7 protein-coding genes are annotated in these 7477 nt (G+C 68.5%); 3 read left to right on the plus strand and 4 right to left on the minus strand.

Annotated elements, in window-relative coordinates; all coding sequences use genetic code 11:
- Window positions 1-165: 165 nt before the first annotated feature.
- The gene (locus E1267_RS41305; protein WP_132341383.1) at window positions 166-858 is read left to right on the plus strand and encodes a 2-hydroxychromene-2-carboxylate isomerase; all 693 of its coding nucleotides are present in this window, start codon (window positions 166-168) and stop codon (window positions 856-858) included.
- Window positions 859-1147: 289 nt separating this feature from the next.
- Window positions 1148-4288 carry an AfsR/SARP family transcriptional regulator gene (locus E1267_RS41310; RefSeq protein ID WP_132341385.1) on the plus strand — a complete coding sequence of 1047 codons (3141 nt, stop codon included), beginning with the start codon at window positions 1148-1150 and terminating at the stop codon, window positions 4286-4288.
- A gap of 3 nt (window positions 4289-4291) precedes the next feature.
- Here E1267_RS41310 and E1267_RS47530 read toward each other — a convergent pair whose 3' ends face one another.
- The 4 genes from E1267_RS47530 to E1267_RS41330 all read right to left on the minus strand — a co-directional run bounded on the left by E1267_RS47530 (window position 4292) and on the right by E1267_RS41330 (window position 7027).
- Complete coding sequence (locus tag E1267_RS47530; protein ID WP_220449923.1) at window positions 4292-4507, minus strand: carboxyl transferase domain-containing protein; 216 nt, start codon at window positions 4505-4507, stop codon at window positions 4292-4294.
- Between the two features lie 152 nt (window positions 4508-4659).
- On the minus strand, window positions 4660-4959 hold the full coding sequence (locus E1267_RS41320; RefSeq protein WP_132341387.1) for a helix-turn-helix domain-containing protein: 300 nt from the start codon (window positions 4957-4959) through the stop codon (window positions 4660-4662).
- An 813-nt stretch (window positions 4960-5772) separates the two neighbouring features.
- Window positions 5773-6225, minus strand: a complete 453-nt coding sequence (locus E1267_RS41325) for a hypothetical protein (protein ID WP_132341389.1) — start codon at window positions 6223-6225, stop codon at window positions 5773-5775.
- The gene (locus tag E1267_RS41330) at window positions 6203-7027 is read right to left on the minus strand and encodes a hypothetical protein (protein WP_132341391.1); all 825 of its coding nucleotides are present in this window, start codon (window positions 7025-7027) and stop codon (window positions 6203-6205) included. Before E1267_RS41330 ends, E1267_RS41325 begins: the two co-directional genes overlap by 23 nt.
- An 81-nt stretch (window positions 7028-7108) precedes the next feature.
- Here E1267_RS41330 and E1267_RS47535 point away from each other — a divergent pair, with 81 nt between their 5' ends.
- Window positions 7109-7237 (plus strand): hypothetical protein, encoded by a 129-nt coding sequence (locus E1267_RS47535; protein WP_281283757.1) that lies wholly within the window; start codon window positions 7109-7111, stop codon window positions 7235-7237.
- Window positions 7238-7477: the final 240 nt, after the last annotated feature.

Genomic DNA, 7477 nt, shown 5'->3' on the forward strand with positions numbered 1-7477 from the left:
GCTCCTCGGCGAATGCCACGCCGCCAACGGCGCGGTCGCCCTGGCCGTGCTCCTGGCGATGCGCAGGGCGGACCCCGCTCTAGCGGGCGAGCACGCGCTGCTGACGGGCCGTACGCCCGACGGCGGAGTGGCGGCGGCGGTCGTCCGGCTGGGCGGGGTGCGTCCATGACGGGGGGCGGGAAGCGGGCCAGGCTCTACTTCTCCTTCCGGAGCCCGTATAGCTGGCTCGCGGGCCGGCGGCTGCTCGCGGAGCTGCCTACGGCTTTCGAGGAGATCGACTGGATCCCCTCCTGGGAGGCCGACGAGGTGACCGGCCGGAGCCTGGATGAGCGGGGCGTCCGGCCGGTCTACACGCCGATGAGCCGGGCCAAGCACCTCTATCTGCTGATGGACGTCAAGCGACTGGCGGCCGGCGAGGGGGTCGAGGTCGCCTGGCCCATCGATGTGGATCCCTGGTGGGAGCCCGCCCACCTGGGGTTCCTGCTGGCCCGGCGGCACGGCCGCGAGCGCGAGTTCTATGACGAGATCACCCGGGCGCGCTGGGAGCGCGGGGAGAACATCAGCCTCCCGGAGGTGGTCTCCCGCGCCGGGGCGGCGGCAGGGCTCGACGAGCGGGAGGTGGAGGGAGCGGTCGACGACCCCGGCATTCGGGCGGAGGCGGTCCAGTGCCTGGTTTCGGCCTTCCGGGAGGACGTCTTCGGTGTCCCGTACGTGAGGTGGCGCAGGCAGCGCTACTGGGGCGTGGACCGGATCGGTACGTTCCTGCGCGACCTCCGCCGAGGTGACGACCGGCCTGTGGCGGAGTCGTCCGCTCACGTCACGCCCTACGACACCGACACCGGAGGCGGCTGCGGATGACGGCCACTACCTGAAGAGCCAGTAGACGGCACCGAAAAGGGCTGAGACCGTGAAGGTCTCAGCCCTTTGCCGTGGAAACGAATGCGCATTGTTTCGTGCGCATTCGCTATGGCGTCGCCTTAGGCGCAGGAACCATCCTTGCTGTCGCCACGGTGAATCAGCTCGTTGACCTTCTTCATGATGTGCACACCTCCTCGCACTGTTCGATATGGAAAAGATAATCCGGCGAGCCACCGCCAGACTTGCCACAAAGTTGCCAATCCCCCTGCTGAAAGGGACCTAGCGCCACATGCGAAAGCCAGACATTGGCGAGGGCCTGTTCTTCCGTGTTCTCGGGGACGTTCTCGTGGAGGCGGACGGCCGGACACTCAGGCTCGGACGGCGGCGTGACCGGGAGCTGTTCGGCGTCCTACTCATCGAATGCGGCAGCGTGGTCACGATCACGCGTCTGGTCGACCTGTTATGGGGAGACGACCCCCCGGAGTACGTACGACGCAGCGTGCAGAGCCACGTGGCCAGGATCCGGGCTGTGCTCAACGACGCACGGGCAGCGGAGTTCGGGGTTCGGCTCAGCTCCCGGGGCCGGGGCTACGTGCTCGAAGCCGATGCCGATCTCATTGACGCTCACAGGTTCCGCGCGCTCGTCGGGAGAGCCCGTCAAGAGGCCGATCCCGCCTCCCGCGCCGACCTGCTGGGCGATGCTCTGGAGCTGTGGCGTGGGCCGGTGTTCGGAGACGAGACCGACGCCGATCTGCGCAGTCGGCTCTGCGCCGACCTGGAGGCGCTGCGGCTGACCGCCCAGGAGAGCCGGCTCGCGACCCTGATCGACTCGCGGCAGTATGACACGGCCCTGCCCGAACTGGCCAGGCTGGTGCTTGAGCACCCCACCCGTGAACGGCTCGCGGAGCTGCACGTCACGGGCCTGTACCAGGCGGGTCGCAAAGCGGAGAGTCTCATGGAGTACGAGCGTGTCCGCCAGGTGCTCGCCGATCTCCTGGGCGTTCACCCGTCGGCCTCCCTGCGCCGCCTGCACCAGGCGATCCTGCGGGACGACGATCTCGAATCCGGGAAGGACGAGCCTTCGGCGCCGGCCGAGCTGCCCGCGGACCTGTCGGATTTCTCCGGCCGTGAGCGCGACCTGGAGACGCTGGCCGATGCTCTGCCCGACATCGACGGCTCGGCTCCGTCCGTCACGGTGATCACGGGGACGGCCGGCATGGGCAAGACGGCTCTGGCCATCCGCTTCGCACGCCAGGTCGCCGATCGTTTTCCTCACGGGCAGATCTTCGTCAACCTGCGAGGACAGTCGGATACTCCCATGACCGCCACGGAGGCGCTGACGAGGCTGCTCTCCTCGCTCGGCGTTCCCCCGGAGCAGGTCCCCACGGACGAGGAGGCGGCGGCGGCCATGTACCGTTCGCGGATGTCCGGGCGACGCGTTCTGGTGCTGCTCGACAACGCGGCCTCCGCCGAGCAGGTACGGCTGCTCCTGCTCACCTCACCGGGCTGCCTGACTTTGATCACCAGTCGTGACATGCTGACCTGGCTGGCCGTCAGTCACGGTGCGCGACGCCTGTTTCTGGGCCAACTCACCCCTGGCGAGGCACGCGAGTTGCTGATGAAGATGGTCGGCGACGAACGCGCTTCCAGGGAGCCGGAGGCCGTCGGGGAGATGGTGCGGCTGTGCGACGGCCTGCCGCTGGCCCTGCGAGTGGCCGCCGCCAATGTGGCAGCCCGCCCGAAACGCCGGATCGCCGACTACGTCACCGCCCTGGCAGCCGACCGCCTGGCCATGCTGGAGGTCGACGGCGACGCCGTGATGCGGGCAACCTTCAGCATCTCGTACACGCGCCTGAATCCTCCGGAACGGCGGCTGTTTCGCCTGTTCGGCCTGGCCTTCAGCCCGGACATCCCCGTAGAGGCCGCGGCGGCGCTGGCGGGGACGTCCCGCGCTGACGCGGCCTGCCTGCTCGACCGGCTGTACGCCACCAGCATGATCGGCGAATCCCGGCCCGGTTACTACAGCATGCACGACCTGCTCAGCCTGTTCGCCAGAGAGCAAGCCGAACGCGAGGACGACGAAGAGAGCCGCCAGGCCGCCACCGCCCGCCTCCTCACCTGGTATCTGAAGCGGGCCGACCGTGCGGCCGCCATCGCCTTCCCGACCGTCCAGCGGCTCCCCGTCCCGCTCGGAACCGCGGACGATACGGAGGAGTTCGCCACTCCCGTCGAGGCACTGAGCTGGCTGGAGCACGAACGGGCCGGCCTGCTTGCGGCGGTGACCCACTCGGCCGGACACGGACCACCCCAGATGTCCTGGCTGCTCTGCGGCGCGCTTCGGGGATATTTCGCGCTTCGGTCACATCCTGACGAGGTTCTGATCGCGTCGCAGGCCGCTCTGCGCGCCGCCACCCTGGAGGCCGATCCGTACGGTCAGGCCGTGACGCACATGTGCATCGCCGACGCCAGCCGTACCCGCCTCCAGCACGAGCAGGCCATCGTCGGTTACGAGGCTGCCGCGCAGTGGAGCAGCGAAGCGGATTGGCCCGCCGGCGTCGCCACCGCGCACATCAATCTCGCCACCACGCTGCTCAACCGCGGTGAGCCGTTGACAGCGATGGAGCACCTGACAGCCGCAGCGGACCTCGCGAGCAAGCTCGAAGACGCCAACAGTGAGGCCGTCATCCTGACCAACCTCGGCGCGATCCACCTGCAACTCGGCAGACTGAGGCTGGCCGAGATCGGCTTACGGCGTGCGCTCACCCTGCACGCCCCCGACAATCCCACAGCCACCGCAGTGGCCCACCACAACCTCGCCGGCGCTCTGCACCTGCTCGGCAGGTGTGACGAGGCACTGGAGAACGCTGGAGAGGCCCTGCGGATCCACCGGCACTGCGGCAACCGCAGTGCCGAGGTCTTGACGCTGGGCACCATCTCGTCGATCCACTGCGATGCGGACCGCCCTGACCAGGCGCTTCGGTACGCGGAAGAGGCCTGGCTGATCGCGGAGGAGACCACCAGTCCGCGCGCGCTGTGTGAGGCCATGGTCGTGCTGGGCGCCTCGCATGCCGCGTACGGCAGGCATTCGAAGGCGGCGAAGTGGTACGAGCGGGCCCTGCGCGCGGCGAGGGAGGCCAACCCCTACGCGCGGGCTTACGCACTCACGGGGCTGGCCTCGGTATACGCGCGCATAGGCCGTAACGACGAGGCGCGGGCCTGTGCCGAGCAGGCCCGCGCTATCGCGCAAAAGATCGGGCATCTGGTGCTGGAGGGTGAGGCGTACCTGGTGCTGGCCGAGCTGGCGCTCGACCGGCACGAGTACGAACTCGCCGCCGTACATGTTCAGCGGGCACGGGCCCTGCGGATCGAGACCGGCCACCGGCTCGGTGAAGACCGCCTCACCGCGATACTCGCCACCGGGTCCGGGTGAAGGTCACAGCGGGATGTAGCCGTGGGCGCCACGCCTTGTCGGAGCGCCTGCTCCATACGCCCTGCGCGTCACCAGCGTGACACGAGGCACCGTGGCCTCGGCGAAGGCGTGCAGGAGCTTGGCGCCCCGCCATGCCACCCCGTTCCATTCCTGATTCCGACCGAGTGCCGGAGACCCACGATGAACGCTCTCTCGCGCACGGCGGCCTCGCAGGCGCATGCGACGTCCTCGCACCTCCTGCCGCCGAGCGAGCCGCCGAGAATTCGCGGATCACTCGCGAGCGCGACCGTGCGCATGCCGTCGATCGAAAACGGCGACCAGGCGGGCACCGGGCACGCGTTCCTCCGCGACCCGCTGAGGGGGGAGCACGTTTATCGGCCCGCGGTGATGGTGTCGTAGGACGCGGTCTGCGGGCGGTCACCGGCGAAGGAGACGATCGCCGCTTCGGCGCGGTTGGTGACGGCCAGCTTGGTGAGGATCCCTGTGATGTGAAACCGCACGGTCCGTTCGGTGATGTTGAGCTCCTGCGCGATCTGCCGATTGCTCGCCCCTATCCCGAGCAGGTCGAAGACCTCTGCCTCACGATGGGTCAACGCCTGCGCCTCGATCACTTTGCCGGCCAGCAGGGCCCTGCGCCGCGTGGTGCTTCTCCCCTGCGATGTGCAGAACATGTGTCATCCCCGTTTCGATTGGTTGATCATTCAGGCAGCCGAGACCCGTTGTTTTCGCGTGGGAAGTCCTGACGCTCAGCAGACGCTAGGCCGGGCCGATTTAGATGCAATATGGACGCGGGCCGGTGACACTTCGCGCTGTGGAATTACGGGCTCGCCGCCGGGGCCGCACCATCCTGCCGCCCGGAGCCGAGCAGCGGGCCTCCGAGTCGAAGCTCCCTTCCGGCAGATCAGACAGAACCTGCGCTTGGTCGTTGCCTCCTTCGCAGCACACCTTGCCTGCATCGCGCATAAAGTACGCATACATCTCGATGATCGTCGTAGAAGGGCCATGTCCAGCGGAATCGGAACCACCGCCCCCATGGCCTTGACGTATCACACCTCCCGCAGCACACCGTCGTGAAGTCGATCAGGTGTCTGTGTCTCTTCGTCCCCGTTCCGGTGGGCAGGCTCCGTCTTTGACCGCGCAGGTCGCGCGGGCGAGCCAATCCGGGCGGTACGACGGCATCCGCGGCCATGCCGATAGGCCAGGCGGACCGTGTGGGTCCGGCTTGCGGGTGTCGGCTGTAGCCGGACGATGCCTGAGCTCCCCGCGGACAATACCTGCACAGCGAGTGGCTTGATCACCCCGACCCCAACAGCAGGCGAACCTGAACGGGAGTATCCGACGGATCTTCTGACTTGGTATTTCTAGATCTTCTTGGCGGTCTTGCTTGGCGTTACGGCCCAAACCAGGCGCATGCGGTTCGGTCGGTTCCCTGTGGGGGAGCGCGGCGCTGAAGAGTGCTGCTCCGGTCAGGCCGACGAATCCGGTCAGTCGCGGGGCAGCGGCTGCTCCAGGTTCGCGGTGACGGTCTCGCCACGTCGGCGGACCTCGACAGTGCTGCCCTCCGGCGCCCCCGCCGTCCGCAGCACCTCCCGTACCAGCTCCAACCCTGCGCGCCAGTCGTCGATCAACCTCAGGGGGAGGTCGTCGACTGAACTGCCGTCATGCCGGCCCAGCCGGACGGGGCCCGAGTCGGTGGTTCCCAGCCCGGCCGCCCGCAGGGCCGTGTTGAGCCGCGGCTTGAGTTGCGACGCCAGGCCCTTGCGCGGGGCGTCCTGGGCTACGGGCAGGTAGGCGTTGGCGTAGTAATGGCGCAGTGGGCGCGGCGCCTCGGGGCCCGACCGGGCCCGAACCAGACTGCCGGGCTCCACTCCCAGGAGTAGTTCGGCCATCACCAGTGCCCGTAGCTCGCCCGCGTCAGGCGCCAGTGCGCCCAGCACGGCCCGGTCCACGCAGCCTGCGGCCTGCAGGGCCTCGATCAGGCCCGCCCGGTGTGCGGCCGAGGGATGGCCGCCGAACGTATCGGCCGCTGCCTGGACAGGCGCCGCGACCAGCCAGGGCTGTTCGCGCAGGGCCGCGCAGCGGGCGCGCGCCCGGTTCGCGCGTCGAGTACAGTCCGCCGTCGAGGTAGTCTTCGGCGTCCGGATCGTCGCGGTAGGGGTCGTGCGACTCTGCGCTGGTGTCCCCGCCCTGGCATGGGTACCACCACCCGGTGGGATCCTTCGTCCAGCGCACGCCGAAGGCGCGGATGTCGCCGCGTGAGGCGTAGGTGTGGCGCTGGTAGCGGTCAAGGCCGGGCAGCGTGGTGAATGCCTCGCGCAGTAGCGGCATGGCGACCGCGGCGTCGGCCTCGGTGCACGCCGGGCCGAAACGGCCGAGCAGCGCAAGGTGCGGCCCGGGGTAGCCGGCATCGGGATCGGCGAGGGCGGTCGCACGGCACACGAGGTCGACCTCTGACCAGCGCAACGCGTGAGGATGCCAATGCGCGAGGTCGTCCCAGCCCAGCTCCACCGGCTTCGCCGCGCCTGGGTGGCACAGCTTCAGCGTGACTCCGTAGGACGTGCGGGACACCAGCAGGGCGTATCCGCCGCCGCCCCCGTACTCGACCACCAGGTCGGGCGCGTACTCCTCATCGCTCACATCGACGTCCCCGCCAGGAACGTCGTAAGCATATTCGTCGAGAAAACAGGCCGCCCAGAAGTCTGGCCGCGAGATCGGGAGGCGCGAACGCTGATCGGTCACGCCGTCAGCTTCCCATCCGGGAAACGACCGGGGCAATTTCGCATTCCTCGCCTTCACCCGACACGATCGGCTGTACCTCCTGTGGCAGTTGATCGCGCTGCGCGGGCTACGCCGCGGAGAGGCAGCCGGGCTACGCTGATCGACCTGGACCTGGACCTGGACCTGGACCTGGACCTGGACCTGGACCTGGACCTGGACCTGGACCTGTGACCTGGACCAGGACCGGCGAGAACTGGCCGTCAGCCGGCAACTGGTGCACACCGACGCCCTCCTCGGACAGCGGCACGCTCCGTCACCACCGAATATGAGACAGGGCCGTTGAGGGTTCTGCCAAGATTTCTGTGGTAACTGACGGTGTGTCATTGGCTACGGATTTCGCGTCTGGGTGTCACCGTTGGCCCTGTGTGACGCTGACATGGTGGCTGTTGTCTTCCCCCACTTGGACTCGGT

It is taken from the genome of Nonomuraea longispora, from assembly GCF_004348345.1.
GTDB lineage: Bacteria > Actinomycetota > Actinomycetes > Streptosporangiales > Streptosporangiaceae > Nonomuraea > Nonomuraea longispora.